The following is a 26292-nucleotide window of genomic DNA, read 5'->3' on the forward strand; positions in this document are numbered from 1 at the left end:
GGTGACGACCGGACCGCGGTGCCCTCACCTCCCCGTCGAGGGCCCCGCGGGATCGGGCGGGGGCTCGGGCGGGGGCTCGGGCGGGGAGCCGGACGGCGAGTCGGTCGGAGGGCCGGTCGGGGGGCCGGCCGCGTGGTCGGCGAGCCACCGGCGCAGCACCTCGGCCCGGCCCGGTTCGTACTCCTCGTAGACGGCCGCCGCACGGCCCCAGTGGTCGAGCGCCTCGTCCCGGCGGTCCAGGCACAGCAGGACGGTGCCCAGCTCGTCGAGCAGGATCGCCTCGCTGAACCGGTCCGTGAACTCGCCCAGCAGCTCCACGCCGCGCCGCAGCACCGCCTCCGCCTCGGTGAACCGGCCCAGCGCGCGGTGGGCCGCGCCGAGGGCCATCGAGGCCCGCGCGGCGTAGTAGCGGTCGCCGCGCCGGTCGAAGATCGCCACCGCCTGCGAGGCGTGCTCCAGCGCCTCCTCGTTGCGGTTCAGCGCGGCCAGGTTCGGCGAGAGGTTCGAGTGGGCCGCCGCCTGCCGGTGCTCGTCGCCCTGCTCGCGGGCCAGGGCCAGGCCCCGGAGCTGGTGGACGACCGCGTCGGCGTGCCTGCCCATCCGGCGGTAGGTGGTGCCCAGGTTCAGCTCGATCGCGCACTCCACCGGCTTGTTGCCCTCGGCGCGGGCGACGGCGAGCCCCTCGTGGTGCGTCCCCACCGCCTCCTCGTGCCGGTTGGCCTGCGCGTACACCCAGCCGAGGCGGTTGAGCACCTGGCTCTCCCGGTCGCGCGCGGTGCTGTGCCGCACCGCCTCGCGGCTGAGCCGGAACACCTCCACCAGGTCGTCGCCGCGCGGCACCAGCTCCGACATCCACCACAGCGAGTCGCTGATCCGCCACACCAGCTCGTGCCACCCGGCGCCGGCCGCCGCCCGGCACACCGCGAGCAGGTTGGGCATCTCGCGCCGGGTCCACTCGCCGGACTCGGCGGCGGTGCCGATCACCGGCAGCGACGCGTCCTCGGACGAGGCGGGCGCCCCCGCGACCCGGTGCGACGGCGACCGGGACGCGGCCAGCTCCGCCGCCCTCGCGTACCACTCGGCGACGGCGCGCAGGGCGGCCTTGCGGTCGTCGCCCGCGGCGTCGGACAGCTCGGTCGAGTAGGCGCGCAGCAGGTCGTGGAACTCGTAGCGGCCCGGCGCGCACGCGCCGATCAGGTGGTCGGACGTGAGGCGCTCCAGCCGGCGGCGGACCACCTGCCCCGGCAGCGCCGCGAGGGCGGCGGCGGCCTTGACGCCCAGGTGCGGCCCGGGGTGCGCGGACAGCAGGCGGAACAGGCGCGCCGCGTCCTCGTCCAGCGCCCGGTAGGACCAGGACAGCACGGTGCGCACGTCGGTGTCGTCGCCGTCGTCGGCGTTGAGCGCGTCCAGCCGGGACCGCTCGTCGGACAGCTCGGCGGCGAACTCGCCCAGCGGCGTGCCCGGGAACCTGGCCACCCGCTCGGCGAACACCCGCAGCGCCAGCGGCAGGCCCGTGCACCGCTCGACGACCTGCCTGCCCGCCGCCGGGTCGTCGCCGACCCGGTCGTCGCCGAGCACCGACGACAGCAGGTCCGTCGCCTCCTCCACGGACAGCTCGTGCAGCGGCACCCGGCGCACGCCGTGGTGGGCGGCCAGCCTGCGCAGCTGGTTGCGGCTCGTCACCAGCACGGTGGCGGTCGGCGTGCCGGGCAGCAGCGGGATCACCTGGTCGCTGTCGGCCGCGTTGTCCAGCACCACCAGCACGCGGCGGCCCGCCAGCGCCGAGCGCAGCGCCGCGGTGCGGGCGGCGAGCCCGGCGGGCACGTCCTCCGGGCGCGAGCCGAGCGCCACCAGCAGCGCCTCGGCGGCCGTGGCCGGTTCGACCGGCGGGCTGTCGGCGGCGAACCCGCCCAGGTCCAGGTGCAGGTCGCCGTCGGGGAACAGGTGGCGGCGGAGGTTGGCCCAGCGCAGCGCCAACGCGGTCTTGCCGACCCCGCCCGCGCCGTGCACCAGCACGACGCCCGGCCGGGCCGCGGCCTCGTCCAGCGCGGCCAGCTCCCGCTCCCGGCCGACGAACAGCGACACCTCCGGCGGCACATGCCGGGGCACGGCCCGGTCGCCGCCGTCGACCTCGTTGCGCAGGATGCGCTCGTACAGCTCGGTCAGCGCGGCGCCCGGGTCGACGCCCAGCTCCTCCACCAGCGCCCGGCGCACCGCCTGGTACGCGGACAGCGCCTCGGCCTGCCGCCCGGACCGGTACAGGGCGAGCATCAGCTGCGCCCAGAACCGCTCCCGCAGCGGGTGCTGCTCGGTCAGCGACCGCAGCTCGCCCACCAGCTCGCCGGTGCGCCCGGCCGCGAGGTCGGCGTCGACGCGGCGCTCCAGCACGACCAGCCGCTCCTCCAGCAGCGGCGCGACCTCCTCGCGGTGCAGCACGTCCGAGCGCACGTCGGGCAGCGGCGCGCCCCGCCACAGTTCCAGCGCCTCGGTGAACCGCCCGTCCGCCGCCAGGTCGCGGAACACGTCCAGGTCCAGCGCGCCCGGCGGCACGTCGGCCACGTACCCGTTGGTCGCGGTGCGCACCACGTTCGCCTCGCCGAGCGCCTGCCGCAGCCGGGTCACCACCATGTGCAGCGTGGCCCGCGCCCGGCGCGGGTTCGGCACGTCCTCGTCCCACAGCCGCTCGACGAGGTCGTCCACCGACACGGTCTGGTTGGCGCGCAGCAGCAGGGTCGCCAGCAGCGCCCGCGCCCGGCCCGCGGGCAGCGGCACGGCGACGTCCGCGTGCCGCACCTCCAGCGGGCCGAGGACGCCGAACCGGGTCCGCGGCCCGGTCACGACGGCAGCCCGGCGATCCCGGGCGCCGGGGTCGTGAGCGCGTCGCGGCGTCCCCGCACCTCGAACTCGTCCAGCACCGCCCGACCACCTCCCGCGACGGCAGAGCATAGGCCGGCCATGCGTTTCGCGAGAGCCTCGTGTGAGTCGAGTGTGAGGGCGGTGCGGCACAGTGTGCACAGGTCCACCGCGAGCGCGGGAACGGCGGTGAGGGGTACGGGGGGTATCGCCGTTCCCGCAGGTGGGGGGCTGTTCGCGGGGACCGGCACGGCCCGCGACCTGTTCGGCGATCGCCCGCCGAGCGGGCCGCGGGCCGTACTCGCGCCCGCCCGGCCCGCGTGACGAGGACCTCTCCGCGACCCGGTGGACCAGACCACCCGCAACGCGGGAGGGCCCCGCCGGAGCGGGGCCCTCCACGTGCGCGACGGCTCAGTCGGGGTCGAGCCAGGAGACCTGGATGCGCTGCTGGCCGAACTTGCGGGTCACCAGCGTGCCCCGGCCCGGCGGCTGCGGCGACGGCTTGAGGTTGCCCACGACCGCGCCCTCCTCCTTCGAGCCGGACCCCACCAGGAACGGCGCCGAGAGCTCCTTCAGCTTGCCCAGGATCGGGTCGAACAGCGCCCGGGACGCGCCACCCATGCGGCGGACCGCGACGATGTGCAGCCCGACGTCCTTGGCCTGCGGGATGAACTCGGCCAGCGGCGCGAGCGGGTTCTGCCCGCCCTGCGGCGCCACCAGGTCGTAGTCGTCGACCACGATGAACAGCTCCGGGCCCTTCCACCACGAGCGGTTCTTCAGCTGCTCCTGGGTGACGTTCGGGCCGGGCAGCCGGCCCGTCATCGAGCCGCGCACGTCCTTGATCATGTCCGTGAGCTGGGCCGACGACACGGCGTAGGACAGCAGGTGGTCCGTCTCGATGTACCCGAGCATGGTGCGCCGGTAGTCGACCAGCATGATCAGCGCCTCGGACGAGGTGTAGCTGTTCATGATGCCCCGCACGATGGTGCGCAGCAGGTTCGTCTTGCCGGACTCGCCGTCGGCCAGCGACATGAAGTGCGGGTCGGCGTTGAAGTCCAGGTAGACCGGCGCCAGCTCGTCCTCGTTGACGCCGATGGGCACCAGGTGGCCGCGGTTCGGGTTGAGCTGCTGCACCTGGTTCATGAAGTCCGCGTACGGCAGCACGTCGGGCAGCAGGCGGACCTGCGGCGCGCGGCGACCGCGCCAGGCGGCGTTGACCTTGGCCATCATGTCCTGCACGCCGCCGGCCACGGTCTCCGGGTCCGAGGACGCGTCGACGCGCGGCAGGGCGGTGAGGAAGTGCAGCTTCTGCGGCGACAGGCCGCGGCCCGGCCGGCCGGCCGGGATGTTGACGGCGACCTTGCGGTCCACGTCCGACTCGCTCGGGTCACCGAGGCGCAGCTCGAAGCGGGTGCCCAGGAGGTCCTTCATGGCGGGCCGGATCTCCGCCCACCGGTTCGCCGACACGACCACGTGCACGCCGTAGGACAGGCCCTGCGCGGTGAGCGCCTGGACCGCCGGCTCCAGCGCCTCGAACTCCTGCCGGAAGTTCATCCAGCCGTCGACGACGAGGAACGCGTCGCCGAACAGGTCGTCGCGGATCTCGCCGCGCCGCCGGCGGTTGCGGAACTCGACCATCGAGTCGATGCCCTGCGCCCGGAACCGCTGCTCGCGCTCGGAGATCAGGCCCGACAGCTCGGCCACCATGCGACGCGCCTTGTCCACGTCGAGGCGGGAGGCGAAGCCACCGACGTGCGGCAGGTTCTCCATCGCGGCGAGCGTGCCGCCACCGAGGTCGAGGCAGTAGAACTGCACCTCCTCGGGGGTGTGCGTCAACGCCATCGAGGTGATCAGGGTCCGCAGCATCATCGACTTGCCCGACTGCGGGCCGCCGACGACCGCGCCGTGGCCGGCCGCGCCGGAGAAGTCCGCCCACAGCAGGTCGCGCCGCTGCTCGAACGGCTTGTCGACCACGCCGAGCGGCACCTGGAGCTTGCCGTTGGAGAAGAACCCGGGCGCGGTGAGGCCGCGGTCCTCGGTCGCCTGGAGCGGCGGCAGGAGGGTGTCCAGCGACGGCGGCTCGTTCAGCGGCGGCAGCCACACCTCGTGCGCCGGCGGGCCCTGGCCCACCAGCCGCTCGACGATGACCTCCAGCTCGCTGGGCTCGTTCGAGTCCTCCTTCTTCTCCTGCTTGACCGGCTCGATCGGCCTGATCGGCTCCTTGGGGACCTCGATGTAGTCCGGCACGAAGAACCGGGGTCGCTTGTCGCTGGTCACCGGCGCGGACGGGCCCGCGACCTGGAGGCCGGCGGGCCGGTACGGGCCGGACACGTACAGCGCCTTGAACCGGGTCAGCGGCGAGCCCTGCACGCCCAGGTAGCCGGAGCCCGGGATGGGCGGCAGCTCGTAGGCGTCCGGCACGCCGATCGCCGCGCGCGACTCGGCGGCGGAGAACGTCTTCAGGCCGATCCGGTAGGACAGGAACGTGTCCAGGCCGCGCAGCTTGCCCTCTTCGAGGCGCTGCGAGGCCAGCAGCATGTGCATCTGGAGCGACCGGCCGACGCGGCCGATCTGGAGGAAGATGTCGATGAAGTCCGGCTTGGCCGTCAGCATCTCGGAGAACTCGTCGATGCAGATGAACAGCGCGGGCAGCGGGTCGAGGTCGGCGCCGTTCTCGCGGGCCTTCTCGTAGTCCCAGACGTTCTTGTAGTTGCCCTTCGCCAGGACCTCCTGGCGGCGCGACACCTCGCCGGCGATGGCGTCCTTCATGCGGTCGACCAGGGTCAGGTCGCCCGCCAGGTTGGTGATCGTCGCGGCGACGTGCGGCGCCTTGTCCAGGCCGAGGAAGGTCGCGCCGCCCTTGAAGTCGACGAGGATCATGTTGAGCGACGTCGACGAGTGCGTGGCGAGCATCCCCAGCACGAGGGTGCGCAGGAACTCGGACTTGCCGGAACCGGTCGCGCCGATGCACAGGCCGTGCGGGCCCATGCCCTCCATCGCGGCTTCCTTGATGTCCAGCTCGACCTGCTGGCCGTACTCGCCGATGCCGAACGGCACGCGGTAGCGGTCGCGGACCGGCCGGGGCCGCCACGCGCCCTGCACGTCGAACGTCATCGGGTCGCCGGGGACGCCCAGGAACTCCAGCAGCGGCGGGTTGTTGCTCATCGACAGCGGGTCCTCGTCGCTGCCGCCCGAGTCCACGCCGCCGATCCGGTACGGCGACAGCCGCCGGGCCAGCGCCTCGGCCTCGACCACGCTCAGCCAGTCCGGCGAGCCGAACCACTCGACGCCGCTGGCGCTGCGCGCGCCGAGCTTGCCGTCCTCGATGACCAGCCGCAGGCCGCGGCGGGCGGTGAGGTTGCCCAGGGACTCGGACAGGTCGAGCAGCGTGACGCCGACCAGGCCCTCCTCCAGGATGATCTGCTCTTCCCGGGTGACGTCGCCGTCGTCGATCAGGATGACCACGTGCGGCTGGTCGGCGGGCGGCGGCGCGTTGCGGGTGAACCGCTGTCGGTCGCGCAGCTGCTCGTCCAGCATCTGCTCGACCTCGGTGAGGGAGCCGGCCATCATCCGCATCTGGCCGATGCCGTCGACGATGTTCGGGTGCTGCACGTGCGGCAGCCACTTCATCCACTCCCACTCGGCCTTGGTGCGGCCGGTGGTGACGACGGCGATCAGCAGGTCGTCCGGCGAGTGGAACGTGGCCATCTGGGCCAGCAGGGCGCGGGCCAGGCCGCGCTTCTCCTCGATCTCGCCGAGCAGGCCGACGGCGGCGAAGCCGCGCAGCGCGATCGAGATGGGCAGGTCGGGCACCAGCGAGTGGGCGCGCACGAAGCGGCGCAGCGCCAGCGTCGCGATGGGCTCCAGCTCCTCGACCGGGCCGGTCTGCGGCGGCACCAGGCGGGTCGCCAGGCGCTGCGAGCCGCGGCCCGCGCGCAGGTGGCAGAAGTCGGGGTCGTTCTGCCGGCGCTCCCACATGCGCCGGGTCGTGGCCAGGGACCACAGCATCTGGGGGTCGGGGTGGACCCACTCGCGCTCGGCGCGCTGCTCGTTGGCGGCTTCGCGGGCGCGGTCGCGCATCTGGCCGAGGTAGCGCAGGTAGTCCTTGCGGTCCTCGTTCATCTCGGCCTTCTTCTGGCCCTTGCCGCTGCCCATGCCGCCGGCCATCATGCCGATGGTCGAGACCAGCATCATGCCGGGCATGATCATCGCAGCGGGGCTGCGCCCGCTGTAGCTGAACATCAGCACCATCATGCCGACGGACGACACGATCATGACGACGGGCATCGCCTTCATCATGATGTTGCCGGGGATGACGCGGGGCACCTCGGGCGGCGGTTCGAGGTGGACCTCACCGCCGGGCGGGCGGGGAGCAGCGAGGCGTGCCGTGCGCTTGAACTGCAACGTGCTCACCTGACAGGCACCTCTTCAAACTCGTTCGAGAACACCCTCGGGGCACGCGTGCGGGCGCGCGCCGCCAGTAGCAACCGACACTATTGCGCATCGATAAGGCCCGTGGCGGTGGGTCGGGGAAAAATCGCGGACGGGAGTGTTGCGCACGTGTTGTGCGGAACAGCACGTCCGCGCCACCCGGTGAGGCCATACTGGGCCCGCTCCACCGCGCCGGCTCCTCCCGGGGTCGGCAGGAGGGACCCCCGACCGGCGGAATAGGGTCGGGGCGGACCCACGGCACACACATCAGGACTTTAGGGGGCGCTGGTGGCGACCGGTACGACGGTGTTCAGCCGGGTGACGGTGGTTGCGCCGCGAACGCGTATCGACGTCGCGCTGCCCGCCGACGTCGCGGTGGCCGACCTGCTGCCGATGCTGCTGGACATGGCCAAGGAGGCCACTCCGGACGGCGGCGTGCGGCACGGCGGGTGGGCGCTGGCCAAGCTGGGCGACAGCCCGCTCGACCCCAGCCGCACGCTGGCCTCGCTCGGCGTCATCGACGGCGAGCTGCTCCAGCTGCGCAAGCGCAACGAGAACCCGCCGCCGCCGCTGTACGACGACGTGGTCGACGCCATCGCCGAGTCCGACCCCGACAGCTTCCGCCCGTGGACGAAGGACACCGCGCGCCGCTACGGCCACATCGCGGGCGCGCTGGCCCTGATCACGGCCGCCGTCGCGGTGCTGCTGGCCGGTCCGCTGGCCGGCGGCGGCAGCCTCGGCCCGGCGATCAGCGCGGGCGTCGTGGCGATCATCGCGCTGGCCGCGGGCGCGGTCGTCGCGCGGTCCTACAACGCGACCGGCACGGGCGTGCTCATCGCCGCCGCGGGCGGCCTGCCCATGGCGTACGTGGCGGGCCTCTACACCGTCCCGGGCGAGGTCGGCCGGCCGAACCTGCTGCTGGCCAGCGTGCTGGTGCTGATCTTCGCGTCGGCCGCCATCCTGCTCATCGGCCGCGGCATCACGGTGTTCATCGCCGCCGCCACGGCGGGCGCGCTGAGCGGCCTGGCGTTCCTCGTCGGCATCTTCGTCGACCACCCGGTCCAGGGCATCGCGGCGGCCACCGCGGCCGTCTCGCTCGCGGCGCTGTCCGCGCTGCCCCGGCTGACGATCCAGCTGGCCAAGCTGCCGCTGCCGACCGTGCCGGGCTCCGCCGAGGACCTCAAGGAGGACACCGGCTTCCCGGAGTACTCCGTCATCGAGCGCCGCACCGCCAACGCCCACGAGTACCTCACCGGCATGATCATCGGCTGCGGCGGCATCGCCGCGGTGTTCGGCGTGATCGCCGCCTCCGACGGCACCGTCTGGGGCCCGCTGCTGGCGATCGTGGTCACCCTCGTGCTGCTGCTGCGCGGGCGCTCCTACGCCAACGGCGCGCAGGCCGTGGCGCTGCTGGGCAGCGGCATGGTGGCGGGCGCGGGCGTGCTGGTCGGCTGGCTCCTCGGCTCCACGCCCGGCGACCGGCTGCTGTACGTGTTCGGCGCCCTCGTGGTCGTCGGCGCGGCGGCGCTGGTGCTCGGCGTGATCTTCCCCCACCAGAAGTTCTCCCCGGTCCTGCGCCGCACGGTCGACGTGCTGGAGGCCATCCTCATCGCGGCGGTGCTGCCGCTCGCCCTGGCGGTGATGGACCTGTACGTGGCCATGCGCCAGCTCATCCCCGCGTGAGGAACCGATGCGCATCCGCAAGCTCGCCGCGCTGAGCGCGGTGGCCTTCACCCTGGTCACCGCGCCGGGCGCGCACGCCCAGCCCGCTCCGACGCCCCCGCCGACCCGGCCGAACTCCCAGCCGCCGCCGGTGGACCTCGGGAAGTTCCTGCGGCCGCGGGCGGACCCCAAGGAGGACGTCGACTACAAGCAGTCCGTCCAGTGCATCGCCTCGGGCACGGGCGACCGGGCCATCCCGAACAAGCCGTGGGGGCAGATGCAGCTGCGCCTGGAGGAGGCGCACCGCTTCGCCACCGGCCGGGACGTGGTGCTGGCGGTCATCGACACCGGCGTCAACGAGAACCACCCGCGGCTCAAGGGCCGGGTGGTCCCGGGCGGCGACTACGTCGAGACCGAGAAGCGGGGCGTGTTCGACTGCGACGGCCACGGCACCGAGGTCGCGGGCATCGCGGCGGCCAGCCGGGACGAGGCCACCGGCTTCATCGGGGCCGCGCCGGACGCCAAGGTGATGGCGATCCGCCAGACCAGCGACCACTACAAGTTCGAGGACCCGGCGAAGGTCGACAACCGGGCGTCCGCGGGCAAGGTCGACACCCTCGCCAAGGCCATCATCGTGGCCGCGTCGGACGGCGCGGAGGTCATCAACATCTCGCTGACCGCGTGCGACCCGCCGCGCGAGCCGAGCACCGGCGAGCGCGAGCTGCAGGCCGCGATCAAGTGGGCGGTCGACGAGAAGGACGCCGTCATCGTCACCGCGGCGGGCAACATCGACCAGAACAGCGGCTGCCAGGCCCAGAACGACAACCAGGACCCGGCGAACGTCAAGGTGGTCGCCTCGCCGCCGTGGTACTCCGAGGACGTGCTGTCGGTGGCCTCGATGAACGAGAAGGGCGCCGTGTCGTCGTTCTCGGTGTGGGGCCCCTGGGTCAGCGTGGCCGCGCCCGGCGAGGAGATCGTGACCCTCGACCCGGCGGGCCAGGGCCTGACCGACGCGAAGACCAACCCGCAGAACAACCAGCTGGCCCGCATCCAGGGCACGAGCTTCGCCGCGCCGTACGTGGCGGGCGTCGCGGCCCTGGTGCGCGAGCGGTTCCCGGACCTCAACGCCCGCCAGGTGATGAACCGGATCAAGGCCACGGCGCAGCACCCCGGCAACCCGGAGGGCCGGGACCACAAGGTCGGCTTCGGCATGATCAACCCGGTCGCCGCGCTGACCGCCGAGCTGCGCAGCGAGGGCGAGGGCGGTCCCGCCGCCCAGCCGACCCAGCTGATGACGACCCTCGACCCGCTCAACCCGCCGGACAACACGCCGATGGTCGTGGCGCTGTCCGGCACCGGGGCGGCCGTGGGCGTGCTGCTGCTGACGCTGTTCGTCGTGCACACGGTCAACCGCAACCGCGCCCGGCGCGCCGCCGTGCCGGTGAAGCGCTCCGTGCTCTGACCCGCACGCGGAAGGGCCGCCCCCGGAACCCGGGAGGCGGCCCTTCTCCGTCGTGGTCAGTCCTCGCCGAGCACCGGCGGCGCGGACTTCTTGGGCCGGCCGAACAGCTCCTCGGTGGACCCGGCCAGGCGCACCTTCGCCTTGTGCTCCTTGTCGCCGCCCTGCTGCCCGCCGGCGGCGCCCATGCCGCCCATCACGCCGCCGCCCACCACCCCGGCACCCGCCGCGCCACCGGGGCCGGCCGGACCGGTGGAGGCAGCCGCCGCGGCGGGCCTCGGGGCCGGTTCCGCGGGGCCGGGCTCGGACACGCCGGTCGAGCCGCCCGGGGACATCCGCTCCGGTGCGTCGCCCCCCGGCACGCCACCGCCGGCGGGGACACCGCCACCACCACCGGGCACGCCACCGCCACCGCCACCCGGTGCCCCACCGCCGGCCCCACCGCCGGCGGACGCCGCGGCGGGCTTCGGTTCGGCGGGCCGGGGGTCGGCGGGCTTCGGTTCGGCGGGGTCGGCGCGGCCGTCGCCGGGCCGCGGCACGGCGGCCGACGGCGTCGCGGGCCCCGACCACGCCCAGTCCCGCTCGGGGTAGCGGTGCTCCACCGCCACGTCGGCGAAGTCGTCCGCCCCGGACACCCCGTCGCACAGCCGCAGGAACGCCTCCAGCACGTCCCGCACGGACTCGTGCAGCTCCTTGGCCGGGTCGTGCAGGTCGTCCAGGACCTCCACCACGCGCCGGTCGCCGTCCAGCGGCAGCGCCGCCGCGCCGGACACCGCCTCGGCCGCGTCGGCGAACACCCGGGACATGTCCTCGACGATCTCCCGGACGCCCTCCGCGGTGCGGTCCAGAGCCTCGCCCATGACGTGCATGGCGTCGGACAGGTCGTGCCCGGCCAGGCCGACCGCGCGCATGTGGTCGACGAACGCGTCGGCGTCCCGCCCCTGCCACGCCGAGTCGAGCCTGCCCAGCGGCGCGGTCAGGTCGCGCGTCACGTGCTCCGCGACGAGGCCGGCCCGGCGCCAGCGCTCGGCCTCCTCGTGCAGGTCGTTCCAGTCGCCCACGACGGGCGTGAAGTAGTCGGCGACCAGGTCGCGGACGCCGAGCCTGCGGCTGATCCCGGACAGGTAGTCCAGCTCCTCGCCCACCTCGGCCGCGACCTGCCTGCCGTCCTTGCCGCGCATCAGGCGCTCATCCCGCCGTGCCGCTCGACGCCCTTGACCAGCGCGGCGGCCTCCTCGTCCTGGGCGCCGTAGTGCTCGGCCACGTCGTGCAGGCCCTTCGCCGCGGCGGTCAGCACCCCGCACGCGCGGTCCAGCTGCTGCTGGAGCAGCCCGGCCGCCCGGCCGTAGGACTCGGCGCTGCGCAGGGTGCGGCCCAGCTCGCCGAAGCTCCGCGACCGCGGCGGCGCCTCGCGCAGCGCGTCCCGCGCCCGCGCCATCTCCTCGGCCGCCTCGTCGACGCGTTCCGCGTACAGCTCCAGCCAGCGGGGGTCGACCGACACCTTGCCCGTGCCCGTCGACGCCACCGGCCCGCGTGGGACCTCGTTCACCCCGACACCTCCGAACCCTGTGACGGCGACCGGCCCGCGCCGGTTCCGCCCCGCGCCGGGGTCAGCCGCCCTGCTTCTTCGCCTGCTCCTCGGGCAGCAGCCCGTTGCCCTTCGGCACCGGGATGGAGTCCCAGCTCCGCGCGGCGTCGTTGCGGTTGAGCTGCGGCCCGTTCGGCAGCAGCCGCAGGATCGACTCGGGACCGGGCGAGAAGCCGTCCGAGCCGAGCCCGAGCGCGCCCGCCGTGACCACGTCCGGGACGCCGTACTTCACGCCACGGCCGGTGATCAGGTGGATCGGGCCGCTGGCGAAGTCCTGGGTGGACGTCGCGCTGCGCACCACGGCGGCCTTGCCGGGGGCCATCGCGAACTGGCTCACGACCTCGCCGGTGGCGCCGACCTGGTTGATGCTCACCGGCGCGACGTCCGACGGGATCGGCAGCGACGGCGCGATGGTCACCTTGGTGTGCTGCGACTTGTTGGCCGAACCGACGTTCTGGGCCTGCCAGCCGAGGCAGACGACGCGGTTGTTCTGGTTCGGCTCCAGCGTCTCCGGCACCTCGGTCGGGTAGTCGTCGAAGTCGAGCTCCTTGACCGTCTTCGCGCCGTTGATGCGCGCGATGTCGACGGGCTTCGGCTTGGCGCCCTGCGCGTAGGTGGCGCGGATCAGGTCGCCGGCCGCCTTGCTGATCTCCTGGAGGCCGTCCTTGAGCGCCACGTAGAACACCGAGGGCGCGCCGGTGCGGGCGACCTCGATCACGTCGCCGACCTTGAGGTTCTCGCCCTGCACGTAGGACACGGCTTGGCCGCGGCCCGCGATCTCCGGCGCCACCAGCGGCTTGGCCTCGGGGATGGCGTTGAGCAGGCCGGAGCTGATCACGCGCGGGTTCTTCTGGCTCAGGCTGAGCGCGGTGACGACCTGCGGGTTGTCCAGGTCGACCTTGGCCCGCACGGTGGAGGTCGAGGTGACCTTCGAGTTCACCGGGGCCTTGTAGATCAGGTACGCCTGCTTGTTGTCGGTGCTCGCGCGCACCAGCAGGGCCTGGTTGCCGTCGAGCGGCTGGCCGCCGCCGCTGTACCCGGCGAGCACGGTGGTGGTCACCTTGCGGGTCGCCGAGGGGTCGTTCAGCGAGTCGTCGAGCGTGAGCGTGTCGCACACCGACCAGTCCGGGCCGATCCGGTCAGCCGGGGCGGGCAGCACGTCCGGGCCGTCCGGGATGCCGGTCAGCCGGCCCTTGGGCATCTTGGACAGGGCCTTCTCGCTGACCAGCTTGGGTTCGCCGCCCGCGACCTGCGGCGCCTGGTTCACCGCGCCGGCCGCCGCGTCGCCGCCGCCCTGGGCCTCGGTGCCGCCGTCGGGCTGCTGCTGCTGGAGCAGGAGCAGGCGCGCGGACGCGAGGTTGGTCATCGGGATCAGCGTGCGGGGCGAGCCGGTGCGCACCACGTAGACCTGGCCGGTCTCCTTGGAGATGGCGATCTGCGTGTCGTCGGTCACCTTCGGGTCGGGCGAGAAGAAGCCGAAGATGAGGAACCCGAGCAGGCCGATGACACCGAGGAGGACGCCCACCGCCGTGGCGCGCGAGTGCGTGCGCATGGGGTCGTGCAGCATCACCGCGTCCCGGCGCACCAGGGCGGACTGCATCCGGCGCAGCACGAAGCGGTAGGCCTGGACCTGTGACTTGGTGGTGGGTGTTGATGCCATTCTCGGCTCGCTGCTCTCCCAGTCGCGGTACGGTCTGCACGATAGCCGGACGGCGGGTGGTCCGTGTGCGGGTTGGCGAGACCCGGTCGGTCCACCCGGCGCACGCCGACGGAAAGAGAACCAGATCGGATGTCGGTCACTACTCCCCCTCCGGGCACACCACCCGTGGGCGCGGCTCCCCGGCCCGGAGGTCCCCCCAACCCCGCGGCGCCGCGGGCGCAGGCCCCCGGCGGCGGTGCCGTGCGGGCCGCGCTGCTGAGGGCCCGTCGCCGCACCGCCGGGGCGAGCCTGGGCGCGCTGCCCGTCGCCAACCTGGTCGTGCTGGAGGTCGGTGTCGCGGTCGGCCTCGTGCTGCTGGCCGTCGGCGCCACCGGTGACGGCATCGCCCCCGTGCCGATGTACGTCGCCGGCGGTGTGGTCCTCGTCGCGCTGGTCCTCGCGTTCACCCGGTCCCGGGGCCGCTGGCTGACCCAGTGGATCAACCTCGTGGTGCGCTACAACTTCCGCTCGCACAGCCGCACGGCCAAGCGCAGCGGCCCGGTGGAGATGAAGCCGCCGTCGGAGGAGGAGAACTCCGTCATCGGCCCGGAGGACCCGCGGGTGGCGCTGCTGCGCCTCGCGGTGCCGGACCTGGTGATCGCCAAGGGCGTGGACCACGAGCGCCGCCCGCTGGGCATGGCCTGGCACCAGGGCGCGTGGACCGCCGTGCTGCTGGTCGACCCCGCGCCGGGCCTCATCACCGCCGTGGGCAGCGCGCCGTCGCTGCCGCTGGGCGCGCTGGCGCCCACGCTGGAGGACCGCGGCGTGGTGCTGGACTCGATCTCGGTGATCTGGCACTGCTACCCGGGCAGCGCCGCGCTGCCGACGAACTCGCCCGCGCTCAACTCGTACCTGGAGGTGCTCGGCCCGCTGCCCGCGGCGGCCCGGCGCACCACGTGGATCGCCGTGCGGCTCGACCCGCGGCGCTGCGCGGCGGCGATCAAGGAGCGCGGTGGCGGCGTCGTGGGCGCCCACCGCGCGCTGATCGGCGCGCTGTCCCGGGTGCGCAACGCGCTGGAGTCGGCGGGCGTGTCGATCCGCCCCCTCGACCCCGACGAGCTGATCCGCGCCGGCATCTCCGCCGCCGAGCTGACCTCGGTGGCGGGCTCGAACAACGCGGTGTCGCTGCGCGAGAGGTGGAAGGGCGTCACGGCGGGCGGCGTGGGCCACGCCTCGTACGCGATCACCGGCTGGCCGTCCAAGGGGATGCGCAACAACCTCAACGCGCTCACCGGCGTGCGGGCGCTGTCGTCCACGCTGTCGATGACGATCTCGCCGAGCAGCGAGCAGGGCCAGGTCGGCCTGCGCGGCATGGTGCGGGTGAGCGCGCGGACGCCGTCCGAGCTGGACCGCGCCGACGACCGGCTCAAGGCGCTGGCCGACAAGCTCGACATCACGCTGACCCCGTTGAACGGCCTCCAGGTCTCCGGCCTGGCCGCGACGCTGCCGCTCGGAGGTGTGGCGTGACGAACGCGCGCCTGCTGGACTCGCACGGCCGGGGCGTCGCGCCGGAGTTCCTGGTGTCGCCGCAGATGCTGGACGTGGTCAGCCCGTCGGGCGACCGCGGCGGCATGGTGCTGGGCTCCGGGTTGCAGGGCGAGCCGCTGACGATCTCCGTGCTGCGGTCCGCGCCGACCCGCATGGTCGTCGTGGGCGGCCTCTACCTGGCCCGCCAGATCGCGCTGCGGGCCATGGCCACCGGCGCCTGGATCACCATCGCGACGGGCCGCCCGGCGGCCTGGCAGCCGGTGGTGCGCGCGGCGGGCGCGGGCGCGGACGGGCGCCCCTCGCCGCTGGTGCAGCTGCGCCGGCTCAGCCCGGTGGAGCTGCCGCGGCCGTCCGAGGACAGCCCGCTGCTGGTCGTGCACGACGGCGGCCACGTGCCGCAGGAGTTGTTCCCGCCGCGCTCCCCGTGGCAGACGACGATGTACGTGCTGCCCTATTTGCACCCCCAGGCGGCGACCACCGCGAATTCCGCGGACCTGGTGCTGCTCCAGCGGCTGCCGGTCGGCCAGGCGCAGTTGGCGTCGCAGATCTGGCGCCTGCCGCCGCAGATGGCGCACCAGCTCACCACGCTCAAGGACGACCAGGTCATCGCCCTCGGCACGAACCTGTGGCGCCCGCTCCGGCTCGTCACCACCCCCGGTGAGCAGCAGATCCTGGGTGCCGTCCGCCGCGGCGACTGAGCCCGCCGAAGCACGTGAGCCCCCGGACCCGCGAGGTCCGGGGGCATATTTTTTGCGCCTCGTCCAGTCACTCTCCGCAGCAATTCGTTCACAGCGCGAATAAAACTGTGGAGGAGCCATTTGTCGGCTGTTCTGCGCAATTCCTTGCGCGCTCACCCGCGGGCGAACTAGGAACGACCTCACCGTGTTCGGACGGTATCGGGGGCGACACGGTCCGAACACACCACCCGGTGAAGAGGAGATCCCGCCCATGGGAGACGTTCGCACGTCCTGGACGAGACGGTCGGTCAGCGCGGCGCTGGCCACGGGCACGGCGTTCGCGGTCACCGCCGCGCTGACCACCTTCACCTCCGCCGCGGCCGAGGGGGACATCCGCGGCCTCGGTGCGCCGAACGCGGTGAAGGACAGCTACATCGTCGTGCTCAAGGACGTGAGCACGAGCAGCGCGAGCGCGCTGGGCAGCAAGTACCAGGCCGACGTGAAGCACACGTACTCGTCGGCGCTGCGCGGCTTCTCGGCGACGATGTCCGAGGCGCAGGCGCGCAAGCTGGCCGCCGACCCGTCGGTGGCCTACGTCCAGCAGGACGGCGTGGTCTCCACCGCCGCCACGCAGGCGCCGACCCCGTCGTGGGGCCTGGACCGGATCGACCAGGCCGCGCTGCCGCTGGACAACTCCTACACCTACCCGAACGAGGGTGAGGGCGTCACCGCCTACATCATCGACACGGGCATCCGCTTCTCGCACAGCGACTTCGGCGGGCGCGCCACCACCGGCCGCGACACCGTCGACAACGACAACGACGCGTCCGACTGCAACGGCCACGGCACGCACGTGGCGGGCACCGTCGGCGGCACCGCGCACGGCGTGGCGAAGAAGGCCAAGCTGGTCGGCGTCCGGGTGCTGAACTGCGCGGGCTCCGGCACGTACGCGGGCGTCATCGCGGGCGTCGACTGGGTGACCGCGAACGCGGTGAAGCCGGCCGTGGCCAACATGTCCCTCGGCGGCGGCGTGGACGCCACGGTCGACCAGGCCGTGCGCAACTCCATCGCCTCGGGCGTGACCTACGGCCTCGCGGCGGGCAACAGCAACGGCGCGGACGCGTGCAACTTCACCCCGGCGCGCACCGCGGAGGGGATCACGGTCGGCTCCACGACCAACACCGACGCCCGCTCGTCGTTCTCCAACATCGGCACCTGCCTGGACATCTTCGCGCCGGGCTCGTCCATCACCTCGGCCTGGCACACCAACGACACGGCCACCAACACCATCTCCGGCACGTCGATGGCCACCCCGCACGTCGTCGGCGCGGCCGCGGTCTACCTGGCCGCGAACCCCACCGCGACCCCGCAGCAGGTCCGCGACGCCCTCGTGAACGGCGCCACCAACGGCGTCGTGACGGGCGCGGGCACCGGTTCGCCGAACAAGCTGCTGAAGGTCGTCGGCGAGGCCACCCAGCCGCCCGGCGGCTGCCCCGCGAAGACCAACGACGCCGACGTCGCCGTCCCGGACCTGGGCACCGCGTCCAGCCCGATCGCCGTGACGGGCTGCGGCGGCAAGGCGTCCGCCACCGCCACCGTCGAGGTGCACGTCAAGCACAGCTACCGCGGTGACGTGGTGATCGACCTGGTCGCGCCCAGCGGTTCGGTCAAGCAGCTCAAGGTGCAGTCCGGTTCGGACAGCGCGGACAACGTCGACGCCACCTACGCGCTGAACCTGTCGGCCGAGAACGCCAACGGCACCTGGAACCTGCGCGTGCGCGACGCGTACAGCCAGGACACCGGGTACATCGACAGCTGGACCCTCGACCTCTGAGACCAGCGCACCACCGGCCCGACAGCGGCCCCGAACCGGTACCCCCGGCCCGGGGTCGCTCCCGTTTCACCAGGTCAGGGGACTTCCCCGAGGAGCACGGAGTCGACAGGATCGCGCGCATGATGATCGGCTCGCACACCGTCGACGACTGGCTCACGGCCCCGGACCCGGAAGGCTGCCCGCACGGTGAGCTGATCTTCGGCCACCTCCGGTCCACGCCCCACCGCTCCGTCCGGCACCAGGTCGCGGTGGGGCGGCTGACGCACGCGATCAGGGACGCGGTGCACGCCGCGGGGCGCACCGACCTGCACGCCGTGTGGACGGTGAACGTGCGGTTCCCCATCGCCTCGCGGACGGTGCTGATCCCGGACGCGGTGGTCGTGCGGGAGCGGGTCCGGGGACTGATGTTCCCGGCCTCGGCGGTGGTGCTGTCGGTCGAGGTCTGGTCACCGGAGGACGAACCCGCCTACCGGGAGACGAAACTGGCCGCCTACGCCCTGGCCGGCGTGCCGTTCGTGTGGACGGTCGAGCGGGAAGCGGAGCTGACCGCGCACCGGCTCGTCCGGGGGAGGTACGTCGTCCAGAACGTCGTGCGGGGCGTTCCGACCGTCATCGGCGCGTCCCCGGTCCCCGTGGAGGTGGGCCCGGCCGACCTCATGGACCCGTGACCACCCGCACGTTGCGGGTCACCGCCGCGCGCGCCGCGAGTTCGTCGTCCGCCGGGTAGTCCACCCGGACGAGGGACAACCCGTGCGGCGGGGCCACGGTCACCTCGCTCGACCTCGCCGTCAGCGACAGCAGCGACGCCGGCCAGGCCACGGGCTTCCGCCCCTCCCCCACGGCCAGCAGCGCGCCCACCAGGCTGCGCACCATCGAGTGGCAGAACGCGTCCGCCGACACGAACGCCGTCAGCACGTCCCCCTCGCGCTCCCACACCAGCCGCTGGAGCTCGCGGATGGTCGTCGCGCCCTCGCGCCGCCGGCAGAACGCGCAGAAGTCCCGCTCCCCCAGCAGCAGCGCCGACGCCTCGTTCAGCGCGCCCAGGTCCAGCGGGCGGGGCCAGGACAGCGTGTCCAGCCTCCGCAACGGGTGCGCGCCGGACGGCGCGTCGGTCACCCGGTACTCGTAGTGCCGCCTCAGCGCGGCGAAGCGGGCGTCGAACTCCGCCGGCACCACCCGCGCCGAGAACACCCGCACGTCGGGCGGCAAGGCGCGGGCCAGGCGCTTGGGCAGGCCCGCCACGTCCACCGACGACGGCAGGTCGGCGTGCGCCACCTGCCCGGCCGCGTGCACGCCGGCGTCCGTCCGGCCCGCCACGGTCAGCGAGACGTCGTGCCGCAGCACGGTGGACGCCGTGTCCTCCAGCACCCCGCACACCGTGCGGCGGCCGGGCTGGCGCGCCCACCCCGAGAAGTCCGTGCCGTCGTAGGCCAGGTCCAGTCGCACGCGAACGAGCCCGTCACCCCCGGTGGGGGCGACGGGCTCGTCGGTGAAGTGCGCGTCCGTCAGGACTCGTCCTTCTTCTCGGCCTTCGGGGCCTCGGCGGACTCGTCGTCGGCGCCCTCGGCGGGCTCCTCGGTCGCGTCCTTGGTGGCGGACTCGGGCGCCTCGGCGTCCTGGTCCTGCACCTCGTCGGTCGTGGTCTCCTCGGCGGCAGCCGCCTTGGGGGCCTCGTCCTTCGCGAACTTCGTCTTCCGGGCGCGCTCCGCCTCGGAGGTGACGGTCTGCTCCGCGACCAGCTCGATCACGGCCATGGGGGCGTTGTCGCCCTTGCGCGGCAGCGTCTTGGTGATGCGGGTGTAACCGCCGGCGCGCTCGGCGAACTGCGGGCCGATCTCGGCGAACAGCTTGTGCACGATGTCCTTGTCACGGATGACCTTGAGGATCTCGCGACGGTTGTGCAGGTCGCCGACCTTCGCCTTGCTGATCAGCTTCTCGGCGTACGGGCGCAGCCGCTTCGCCTTGGCCTCGGTCGTGGTGATCCGACCGTGCGTGAACAGGGACGTGGCCAGGTTGGCCAGCATCAGCCGCTCGTGGGCCGGCGAGCCCCCGAGACGCGGTCCCTTGGTGGGGGTGGGCATCGAATTGCTCCTCGGATTTCTTCCTGATCCTCTGCTCCGGGCCGGCCGCTAGAGCGACCTTCAGAGCTGCTCGGTCTCCGCGTAGTCCTGGCCGTCGTCGTGGGAGTCCACGCTCGCGTCCGCGCCCCAGCCCTCGGCGGGGTAGTCGGACGCGGCGGCCGAGGGGTCGAACCCAGGGGGGCTGTCCTTCAGCGCGAGGCCGAGGCCGACGAGCTTCATCTTGACCTCGTCGATCGACTTGGCGCCGAAGTTGCGGATGTCCAGCAGGTCCGCCTCGCTGCGCGAGACCAGCTCGCCCACCGTGTGGATGCCCTCGCGCTTGAGGCAGTTGTAGGACCGGACGGTGAGGTCCAGGTCCTCGATCGGCATCGCGAACGCCGCGATGGTGTCGGCCTCGGCGGGCGACGGTCCGATCTCGATGCCCTCGGCGTCGACGTTCAGCTCGCGCGCGAGGCCGAACAGCTCCACCAGCGTCTTGCCCGCGGACGCGACGGCGTCGCGCGGCGTGATGGAGGGCTTGGTCTCCACGTCGAGGATCAGCTTGTCGAAGTCGGTCCGCTGCTCGACACGGGTGGCCTCGACCTTGTAGGTCACCTTCATGACGGGCGAGTAGATCGAGTCGACGGGGATGCGGCCGATCTCGGCACCGGCCTGCTTGTTCTGCACGGCGGGGACGTAGCCGCGACCGCGCTCGACCACGAGCTCGATCTCCAGCTTGCCCTTGCCGTTCAGGGTGGCGATGTGCAGGTCGGGGTTGTGCACGGTGACACCGGCCGGGGGCACGATGTCGCCGGCGGTCACCGCACCGGGCCCCTGCTTGCGCAGGTACATGGTCACCGGCTCGTCCTCCTCGGAGCTGACGACCAGCTCCTTGAGGTTGAGGATGATGTCGGTGACGTCTTCCTTCACACCGGGGACGGTCGTGAACTCGTGCAGCACGCCGTCGATGCGGATGCTGGTCACGGCCGCGCCGGGGATGGACGACAGCAGGGTGCGGCGGATGGAGTTGCCGAGGGTGTAGCCGAAGCCCGGCTCCAGCGGCTCGATGACGAACCGGGAACGGGTCTCGTTGACCGCTTCCTCGCTGAGCGAGGGGCGCTGGGAAATCAGCACTGGGTTCTTCCTCTTCTACTACCCCGACGCCCGCTATTTGACGCCGTGGGATGCCGGTCGCGGAGACCGGCGAACGCGTGCGGCACACCATTCCGTGCCGTCGCGGGACCCGACTGGAGGGGCCTCTCGCGAGGCCCCTCCAGGAGGATCACTTCGAGTAGAGCTCGACGATCAGCTGCTCGGTGACGGGCGTGTCGATCTGCGCCCGCTCCGGCAGCTGGTGGACCAGGATGCGCAGGTTGGACTGCACGACCTGGAGCCACGCCGGGATCGGCCGGTCGCCGAACGACGCGCGCGCGGCCTCGAAGGGCAGCGTGGGCAGCGACTTCGGCTTCACGTCGATGATGTCGAACTTCGACACCCGGTAGCTGGGGATGTTCACCTTGTGGCCGTTCACGATGAAGTGACCGTGGCTGACCAGCTGGCGTGCCTGGCGACGGGTGCGCGCGAGACCCGCGCGGTACACGACGTTGTCCAGGCGGGACTCCAGGATCTGGAGCAGGTTCTCACCGGTCTTGCCGGTGCGGCGGACCGCTTCTTCGTAGTAGCGGCGGAACTGCTTCTCCAGCACGCCGTACGTGTAGCGGGCCTTCTGCTTCTCCTGGAGCTGGAGCAGGTACTCCGACTCCTTGATGCGACCGCGGCCGTGCTGGCCGGGCGGGTAGGGACGGCGCTCGAACGCCTGGTCCCCACCGACGAGGTCGACCTTGAGGCGACGCGAGATGCGCGTGGCCGGTCCGGTGTAACGAGCCATGGTGTCTTACTCCTCCCCGTGCCTCAGACCCGGCGCCGCTTGGGCGGGCGGCAGCCGTTGTGGGGCTGCGGGGTCACGTCCTGGATGGTGCCGACCTCGAGGCCGGCGGCCTGCAGCGAACGGATCGCGGTCTCGCGGCCGGAGCCGGGACCCTTCACGAACACGTCCACCTTGCGCATGCCGTGCTCGGCGGCCTTGCGCGCGGCGTTCTCCGCGGCCATCTGCGCGGCGAAGGGCGTCGACTTGCGCGAGCCCTTGAAGCCGACGTGGCCTGCGGAAGCCCAGCTGATCACGTTGCCCAGCGGGTCCGTGATGGACACGATGGTGTTGTTGAACGTGCTCTTGATGTGGGCCTGGCCGTGCGAGACGTTCTTCTTTTCCTTGCGCCGGACCTTCTTGACCCCGGCGCCCGTGCGGGACTTGGGTGGCATCTTTGGGTGATCTCCTACGTAGTACGCGAGGTCTTACTTCTTGCCGGCCTTCTTCTTGCCCGCCACGGTCTTCTTCGGACCCTTGCGGGTGCGCGCGTTCGTCTTGGTGCGCTGCCCGCGGACGGGCAGGTTGCGACGGTGGCGCAGACCCTGGTAGGTGCCGATTTCCATCTTGCGGCGGATGTCGGCCTGAACCTCGCGGCGGAGGTCACCCTCGACCTTGAAGTTGTTCTCGATGTAGTCCCGCAGCTTCGCCAGGTCGGCGTCCCCGAGGTCCTTGACCCGCAGGTCGGGGGACAGCTCGGTCGCGGTCAGCACTTCCTTGGACCGCGTGCGCCCGATGCCGAAGATGTAGGTCAGCGCGATCTCCAACCGCTTTTCGCGGGGGAGGTCGACGCCAGCGAGTCGTGCCATACGGCGCTTGCTCCTAACAGTGGTGTCGCTCCAGGTCTGCTCCTCGCCCGGTCCCGGGACTGACTCGCTGTGTCAGTGTCCGGTCGCTCTCGCGACCGGGTGTCCCGGCCCCGGCCTGGAGTCCGGGGGTGTGCCTGGGCGTGGTGCTCCCCAGGCAGGTGCGAAGAGGCTTGCTACTGGTCGCGTCCGCGAAGACTCGACTCGTGCTCGACGGCTCTGGTCAGCCCTGGCGCTGCTTGTGGCGCAGGTTCTCGCAGATGACCATGACCCGGCCGTGGCGGCGGATCACCTTGCACTTGTCGCAGATCTTCTTGACGCTCGGCTGGACCTTCACGCCTGAGCTCTCCTGCGTCAGCCGGTGCACCCGTGCGAGGGCGCACCGGAGGTCACTTGTAGCGGTAGACGATGCGCCCGCGGGACAGGTCGTAGGGCGAGAGCTCCACGACAACCCGGTCCTCGGGGAGGATGCGGATGTAGTGCTGACGCATCTTGCCGCTGATGTGTGCCAGGACCTTGTGACCGTTCTCCAGCTCGACGCGGAACATCGCGTTGGGGAGCGGTTCGACTACGCGGCCCTCGACCTCAATGGCCCCGTCCTTCTTGCCCATAGCCTCCGCGTTTCGTGACGGTGGGTGTTCTTCGGAGTGCGGACACGCGCTGCCCCGACTCCGCGGTAAGGCCCTTGCAGAACCCTGCCCGCCGGGGTGAACCCCAGGCATGGCGGAACCGGCGCGACGTGTGCGCCACCGCTCCATACTACGCTCGTCGGCGCTCGTGCCCAAATCGGCCCGGGCCGGGGCGGCTCCGGAGCCTTTCGCGCAGGTCAGCGCGGTGCGCGCCCCACGGCGGGTGTCCCCCGGTGCGCGTCCCCCCGCGAGTGTCCCGCCGGCGGGTGATCGCGCGAACGGGTGGTGGCGCGAACGGGAACGGGAACGGGAACGGGGCCGGCGCCGTCGAACGGCTCCGGCCCCGCGGACGTCCCGGGACGTCGGTCGATCAGTCCCCTTCAGGGGCGGTCAGCACCCAGGGGCCGTCGTCGGTGATGGCGACGGAGTGCTCCCAGTGCGCCGCGCGCGAACCGTCGGCGGTGACGACGGTCCAGCCGTCCTCCAGCTCGACCGTGCGCTCGCTGCCCAGCGTCAGCATCGGCTCGATGGCGATCGCCATGCCGACCTTGAGGCGCGGGCCCTTGCCGGGCTTGCCGTGGTTCGGCAGGAACGGGTCCATGTGCATCTTGGTGCCGATGCCGTGGCCGCCGTAGCCGTCGACGATGCCGTACTCGACCCCGTGCTCCTCGCCGGCCAGGATCGTGGCCGACTCGATGGCGAACGAGATGTCGCTCAGCCTGCCGCCGGGCACGGCCGCCTCGATGCCCGCGAGCATCGAGCGCCGGGTGGCGTCCGACAGCTTCAGCTCCGCGTCCGTCACCGCGCCCACCGGGAGCGTGACGGCCGAGTCGCCGTGCCAGCCGTCGAGGATGGCACCGCAGTCGATCGAGATCAGGTCGCCCTCGGCGAGGACCTGGGACCGCGCCGGGATGCCGTGGACCACCTGCTCGTTGACCGACGCGCAGATCGACGCCGGGAAGCCGTGGTAGCCCTTGAACGACGGGACCGCGCCGGCGTCGCGGATGCTCTGCTCTGCCAGCTCGTCCAGCTCGGCGGTGCTGACCCCGGCCTTGGTGTGCGCGGCCAGCAGCGCCAGGGTGCGTGCCACGACCAGCCCGGCAGCCCTCATGGCTTCGAGCTGGCCGCGGCTCTTGATCTCGATCATGCGGTCACGACCGGGGACCACGCGTCGCAGCACATCGACGACACCGCTCACTTCACGGCGCGCAGGGCGGTGATCGCGCGCTCGCTGATCTCGTCGACCTCGCCCACCGCGTCGATCGCCACGACGATGTCGGCGTAGTGGTCGAGCAGCGGCGCGGTCTCCGTCCGGTAGACCTGCTGGCGGTGCCGGATCACGTCTTCCTTGTCGTCCGTGCGGCCGCGGGCGAGCAGGCGCTCGACCACGACGTCCTCGTCGACCCGGAACTCCAGCACCGCGTCCAGGGAGTGCCCGGACGCGGCCAGCATCTCGCCCAGCACGCCCGCCTGGGCCACGTTGCGCGGGAAGCCGTCGAGCAGGAACCCGCCCGTCGCGTCCGCCTGCGCCAGCCGCCCGCGGACCATCTCGTTGGTCACCTCGTCCGGCACGAGCTCGCCGGAGTCCAGGTACTCCTGGACCTCCTTGCCGAGGTCGGTCTGCTGGCTGATGTGAGCGCGGAAGAGGTCCCCGGTGGAGATGTGCGGCACGCCGAGCTTGGTGCTGAGGACCTGGGCCTGCGTGCCCTTGCCCGCTCCGGGCGGGCCGACGAGAACGAGTCGCACTAGCGGAGGAACCCTTCGTAGTTGCGCTGCATGAGCTGGCTCTCGATCTGCTTCACGGTGTCGAGGCCGACACCGACCATGATCAGCACCGCCGTGCCGCCGAACGGGAAGTTCTGGTTCTGGCCCTGACCGGTCAGGTCGAGGAACAGGTTCGGCAGGATGGCGACGATGCCCAGGTAGAGCGAGCCCGGCAGCGTGATCCGCCCCAGGACGAAGCGGAGGTACTCGGCGGTCGGTCGACCCGGTCGGATACCCGGGATGAACCCACCGAACTTCTTCATCTCGTCGGCGCGCTCGTCCGGGTTGAACGTGATGCCGACGTAGAAGTACGTGAAGAAGACGATCAGCAGGAAGTAGAGCGCGATGTGGATCGGGCTCGACTGGCTGACCAGGTGCGTCTGGACGAAGGTCTGCCACCAGCCGGGGGCCGAGCCGTCGTTCGAGGTCGTGAGCCGCGAGACCAGGTCGGGCAGGTACAGCAGCGACGAGGCGAAGATGACCGGGATGACACCGGCCTGGTTCACCTTCAGCGGCAGGTAGGTCGACGTGCCGCCGTACATCCGCCGGCCGATCATGCGCTTCGCGTACTGGACCGGGATGCGGCGCTGGGCCTGCTCGACGTAGATGACGCTGGCGATGATCAGCAGTGCCGCGAGGCAGACCAGGAAGAAGGTCAGGCCGCCGCGGTCCCAGATGATCTTGCCCTCGATCGGGATGCGGGCCGCGATGCCGGTGAAGATCAGCAGCGACATGCCGTTGCCGATCCCCTTCTCGGTGATGATCTCGCCGAGCCACATGATCACGCTGGTGCCGGCGGTCATCGTGACGACCAGGACGACGAGGCTGAAGATGCTCTCGTCGGGGATGACCGGCACGTCGCAGTTCTGGAACAGCTGGTCGCGCACGGCCAGGGCGATGATGCCCGTGGACTGGAGGACCGCCAGCGCGATGGTCAGGTAGCGGGTGTACTGGGTCAGCTTGCCCTGACCCGCCTGCCCTTCCTTCTTCAGCTGCTCGAACCGCGGGATGACCACGGTGAGCAACTGGATGATGATGCTCGCGGTGATGTAGGGCATGATGCCCAGCGCGAAGATCGAGAGGTTCAGCAGCGCGCCGCCGCTGAACAGGTTGATCAGCGAGTAGATCCCCTGCTGGTCGACCTGCTCGATGCACTGTTTGACGTTCTTGAAGGAGACGCCCGGCGCGGGCATGGTCGCGCCCAACCGGTACACCACGACGATCCCCAGCGTGAAGAGGATCTTCTTCCGTAGGTCCGGCGTCGCGAGAGCCGAGCGGAATGCGCCGAGCACGCGAACCTCCATCAGCGTTGCCGCCCCACTGGGGTCGGCATCTCTGCGGTACCGGCTGTGTTGCCGGCACGTCTAGCGGGCATACCGCCGGCGCTCGCCGACGGTGGCGGAAGCGACGGGTAGCCG

General features: G+C 72.2%; 22 protein-coding genes. 6 read left to right on the plus strand and 16 right to left on the minus strand.

Annotated features, from left to right (window positions below; all coding sequences use genetic code 11):
- Window positions 1–24: 24 nt before the first annotated feature.
- Both ACRAKJ_RS39060 and eccCa read right to left on the minus strand, forming a co-directional pair.
- Window positions 25–2838, minus strand: coding sequence for a BTAD domain-containing putative transcriptional regulator (locus ACRAKJ_RS39060; RefSeq protein ID WP_438920456.1), 2814 nt, complete (start codon window positions 2836–2838; stop codon window positions 25–27).
- A gap of 426 nt (window positions 2839–3264) precedes the next feature.
- Window positions 3265–7266 carry a type VII secretion protein EccCa gene (gene eccCa / locus ACRAKJ_RS39065; protein ID WP_438920457.1) on the minus strand — a complete coding sequence of 1334 codons (4002 nt, stop codon included), beginning with the start codon at window positions 7264–7266 and terminating at the stop codon, window positions 3265–3267.
- A 306-nt stretch (window positions 7267–7572) separates the two neighbouring features.
- On the opposite strand from eccCa, the gene eccD reads away from it, so the two are divergent.
- Both eccD and mycP read left to right on the plus strand, forming a co-directional pair.
- The gene (gene eccD, locus ACRAKJ_RS39070; RefSeq protein WP_438920458.1) at window positions 7573–8967 is read left to right on the plus strand and encodes a type VII secretion integral membrane protein EccD; all 1395 of its coding nucleotides are present in this window, start codon (window positions 7573–7575) and stop codon (window positions 8965–8967) included.
- A 7-nt stretch (window positions 8968–8974) separates the two neighbouring features.
- Entirely contained in the window at window positions 8975–10408 is a 1434-nt protein-coding gene (gene mycP / locus ACRAKJ_RS39075) for a type VII secretion-associated serine protease mycosin (RefSeq protein ID WP_438920459.1), read from the plus strand.
- Window positions 10409–10464: 56 nt separating this feature from the next.
- Here the strand turns inward: mycP and ACRAKJ_RS39080 are convergent, their stop codons facing one another.
- The 3 genes from ACRAKJ_RS39080 to eccB form a co-directional block, all read right to left on the minus strand.
- A complete protein-coding gene (locus tag ACRAKJ_RS39080; RefSeq protein ID WP_438920460.1) occupies window positions 10465–11586 on the minus strand; it encodes a WXG100 family type VII secretion target in 1122 nt (373 codons plus the stop codon).
- The gene (locus ACRAKJ_RS39085) at window positions 11586–11954 is read right to left on the minus strand and encodes a hypothetical protein (protein ID WP_438920461.1); all 369 of its coding nucleotides are present in this window, start codon (window positions 11952–11954) and stop codon (window positions 11586–11588) included. Before ACRAKJ_RS39085 ends, ACRAKJ_RS39080 begins: the two co-directional genes overlap by 1 nt.
- Window positions 11955–12015: 61 nt before the next feature.
- On the minus strand, window positions 12016–13653 hold the full coding sequence (eccB, locus tag ACRAKJ_RS39090) for a type VII secretion protein EccB (RefSeq protein WP_438920462.1): 1638 nt from the start codon (window positions 13651–13653) through the stop codon (window positions 12016–12018).
- A 129-nt stretch (window positions 13654–13782) separates the two neighbouring features.
- Here eccB and eccE point away from each other — a divergent pair, with 129 nt between their 5' ends.
- The 4 genes from eccE (at window position 13783) to ACRAKJ_RS39110 (ending at window position 18359) form a co-directional block, all read left to right on the plus strand.
- The gene (gene eccE, locus ACRAKJ_RS39095) at window positions 13783–15159 is read left to right on the plus strand and encodes a type VII secretion protein EccE (protein ID WP_438920463.1); all 1377 of its coding nucleotides are present in this window, start codon (window positions 13783–13785) and stop codon (window positions 15157–15159) included.
- Window positions 15160–15224: 65 nt separating this feature from the next.
- Window positions 15225–15878 carry a hypothetical protein gene (locus ACRAKJ_RS39100; RefSeq protein ID WP_238598838.1) on the plus strand — a complete coding sequence of 218 codons (654 nt, stop codon included), beginning with the start codon at window positions 15225–15227 and terminating at the stop codon, window positions 15876–15878.
- A gap of 250 nt (window positions 15879–16128) precedes the next feature.
- A complete protein-coding gene (locus tag ACRAKJ_RS39105; protein ID WP_438920464.1) occupies window positions 16129–17691 on the plus strand; it encodes a S8 family serine peptidase in 1563 nt (520 codons plus the stop codon).
- A gap of 119 nt (window positions 17692–17810) precedes the next feature.
- Entirely contained in the window at window positions 17811–18359 is a 549-nt protein-coding gene (locus tag ACRAKJ_RS39110) for a Uma2 family endonuclease (protein ID WP_438920465.1), read from the plus strand.
- Here ACRAKJ_RS39110 and truA read toward each other — a convergent pair.
- The 11 genes from truA to secY all read right to left on the minus strand — a co-directional run bounded on the left by truA (window position 18346) and on the right by secY (window position 26166).
- Complete coding sequence (gene truA / locus ACRAKJ_RS39115) at window positions 18346–19137, minus strand: tRNA pseudouridine(38-40) synthase TruA (protein ID WP_438920466.1); 792 nt, start codon at window positions 19135–19137, stop codon at window positions 18346–18348. The genes ACRAKJ_RS39110 and truA overlap by 14 nt on opposite strands.
- A 59-nt stretch (window positions 19138–19196) precedes the next feature.
- Window positions 19197–19772, minus strand: a complete 576-nt coding sequence (gene rplQ / locus ACRAKJ_RS39120) for a 50S ribosomal protein L17 (protein ID WP_438920467.1) — start codon at window positions 19770–19772, stop codon at window positions 19197–19199.
- A 60-nt stretch (window positions 19773–19832) separates the two neighbouring features.
- Window positions 19833–20885, minus strand: a complete 1053-nt coding sequence (locus tag ACRAKJ_RS39125) for a DNA-directed RNA polymerase subunit alpha (protein ID WP_438920468.1) — start codon at window positions 20883–20885, stop codon at window positions 19833–19835.
- 148 nt (window positions 20886–21033) lie between these two features.
- A complete protein-coding gene (gene rpsD, locus ACRAKJ_RS39130) occupies window positions 21034–21639 on the minus strand; it encodes a 30S ribosomal protein S4 (protein WP_077011048.1) in 606 nt (201 codons plus the stop codon).
- Between the two features lie 23 nt (window positions 21640–21662).
- The gene (gene rpsK, locus ACRAKJ_RS39135) at window positions 21663–22070 is read right to left on the minus strand and encodes a 30S ribosomal protein S11 (RefSeq protein WP_015105236.1); all 408 of its coding nucleotides are present in this window, start codon (window positions 22068–22070) and stop codon (window positions 21663–21665) included.
- A gap of 33 nt (window positions 22071–22103) precedes the next feature.
- On the minus strand, window positions 22104–22484 hold the full coding sequence (gene rpsM, locus ACRAKJ_RS39140; protein WP_380723443.1) for a 30S ribosomal protein S13: 381 nt from the start codon (window positions 22482–22484) through the stop codon (window positions 22104–22106).
- Between the two features lie 220 nt (window positions 22485–22704).
- A complete protein-coding gene (gene rpmJ, locus ACRAKJ_RS39145; protein ID WP_010148647.1) occupies window positions 22705–22818 on the minus strand; it encodes a 50S ribosomal protein L36 in 114 nt (37 codons plus the stop codon).
- A 52-nt stretch (window positions 22819–22870) separates the two neighbouring features.
- Window positions 22871–23092, minus strand: a complete 222-nt coding sequence (infA, locus tag ACRAKJ_RS39150; protein WP_005166804.1) for a translation initiation factor IF-1 — start codon at window positions 23090–23092, stop codon at window positions 22871–22873.
- A 388-nt stretch (window positions 23093–23480) separates the two neighbouring features.
- Entirely contained in the window at window positions 23481–24257 is a 777-nt protein-coding gene (gene map / locus ACRAKJ_RS39155) for a type I methionyl aminopeptidase (protein WP_438920469.1), read from the minus strand.
- 47 nt (window positions 24258–24304) lie between these two features.
- Window positions 24305–24856, minus strand: coding sequence for an adenylate kinase (locus ACRAKJ_RS39160; RefSeq protein WP_438920470.1), 552 nt, complete (start codon window positions 24854–24856; stop codon window positions 24305–24307).
- A complete protein-coding gene (gene secY, locus ACRAKJ_RS39165; RefSeq protein WP_438920471.1) occupies window positions 24856–26166 on the minus strand; it encodes a preprotein translocase subunit SecY in 1311 nt (436 codons plus the stop codon). Before secY ends, ACRAKJ_RS39160 begins: the two co-directional genes overlap by 1 nt.
- Window positions 26167–26292 lie beyond the last annotated feature (126 nt).

The sequence above is a fragment of the Saccharothrix sp. DSM 118769 genome, assembly GCF_052936295.1.